General features: G+C 38.9%; 1 protein-coding gene and 1 pseudogene. Both read left to right on the forward strand.

The features are described 5' to 3' along the window. Positions 1-489: hypothetical protein (locus RV00_RS15925; RefSeq protein ID WP_211272407.1), on the forward strand; the 489-nt coding region annotated here is incomplete at its 5' end. A gap of 16 nt (positions 490-505) precedes the next feature. Beyond that, positions 506-718, forward strand: a pseudogene (locus RV00_RS15930) (hypothetical protein); the annotation flags it as partial.

Raw genomic sequence — 718 nt, forward strand, 5'->3', positions numbered from 1 at the left:
ACGACTAAAACGATGACACCAGCAACAACCGCTCAGTCGATTGATAACCGTGCAGTCACACTAGCAAGTAATCAAACAATCGGCGGCATCAAAAATTTTAAAGATGGATTGATGATAAATGACGTATCGTTATCGACGATCACTAGAAAAGTTATTTATGAGGCAGATGGCGTTGGCGGATACTTTAATGCTGCTGATAAATTTACACTTGGAGCTTCAGGGAAAATCGACAAAATAGTGCTTCTGTGGTCCCGTGTTGATGATACAGCGGGAACTTTATTAAATTACAGCTGGAGTCAAACTGTGCTTTCGCCAGATGATTTGGTAGTTGGGAATAGTTATAGAATTCAAATGACTACTGACAATTATAAATTTGTGACTTTTGCGAATGAATCAGGCAACGTTACAATTTCTGGTGCAAACGAAAACAGTGTAGCACCGAACAGAATCTACAGAATCAAACGCATTATTGCGTATTTAAAAAATTAAAAGTGGAGGAAGATAAATGAAAACAATTTACGAAATTTTGTATCCGTTTGGATGCAAAACAACAGAAGTGGCAGAGGATTTTGAAACAAAGTTTCCATACACGGAAGTAGAACCTGATGCCAATCGAGATCTAATGTTACAGTTCTTCGATGTGAAATCGAACGTCTGGCGGCCGGTTGAGTTTATGGCTGGAGCTGAAAAGATTGCTTTACTAGAAAGCTTCTACACG

This window comes from Enterococcus devriesei, from assembly GCF_001885905.1.
Taxonomy (GTDB): domain Bacteria; phylum Bacillota; class Bacilli; order Lactobacillales; family Enterococcaceae; genus Enterococcus_A; species Enterococcus_A devriesei.